This window comes from Ectothiorhodospira shaposhnikovii, assembly GCF_016584105.1.
In the GTDB taxonomy this organism is placed as follows: domain Bacteria; phylum Pseudomonadota; class Gammaproteobacteria; order Ectothiorhodospirales; family Ectothiorhodospiraceae; genus Ectothiorhodospira; species Ectothiorhodospira shaposhnikovii.
In genome coordinates, this window is sequence record NZ_NRSM01000095.1 from 1 (window position 1) to 704 (window position 704).

Below are 704 nucleotides of genomic sequence, written 5' to 3' on the forward strand. Positions count from 1 at the left end.
ATGGGCTTGCCCTGCCCCCGGTACTTGTCGGCGTAGCCCTTGTCCTTGAGCTGCTGCAGCGCCCTGCCCTCCGGCACCTGCTCCACCACCTTGAACTCGAACAGGTAGATGTGGCCATTGAAATCCACGGTCATGTCCACCCGGCCGGTGTTGCCGGCATCTTCCACGGTGATGGCCAGGCCCAGGGCGGCCAGGTGGCTGTAGAACACGCTGGCGTAATGGCCTTCATACTGGGCGATGGGGTTGTTGCGGTACCAGTCGTGAGGCAGTCCGGCAAACAGGGCCTTGAAATGGGTTTCCAGGGCCGGTAGATCATGGGCCTGCAGGGCGCGAAACAGGGTGATGCGCTGCTGGGCCGCCCGGGGCATGCCCAGGGCCGGGAGCAAGGCCTGGTTGAGACTGGCCTCCACTTCCCGGTTGGGATAGCCCAGGGTGTAGAGCCAGTAACCGGTCATGGGCTGCTCCACCTTGTGCACGGTGAGATAGCCGGTCTGGAACAGCAGGGCCTCGGTGGCAATCTCGTCCACGTCGAAGCGGCCCAGAAGTGCGGCCTCCGTTTCCAGGGTGTCCAGGCGCGGGGTGTAAAGACCGCGTTCGGCGAGGAGCTTCACCAGGAAGGTGGGGGTAGCGCTTTCGAACCAGTAAGGCCGAAACTCCCGCTCCTGGAACAGCAACAGTACGTCAAAGGGGTTGTAGACCGAGGG

1 protein-coding gene is annotated in these 704 nt (G+C 63.5%); it reads right to left on the minus strand.

Annotated features, from left to right (window positions below; genetic code table 11):
* Positions 1 to 704 (minus strand): PD-(D/E)XK nuclease domain-containing protein (locus tag CKO35_RS17550; protein WP_200177396.1); only part of this gene is annotated, 704 nt, incomplete at both ends.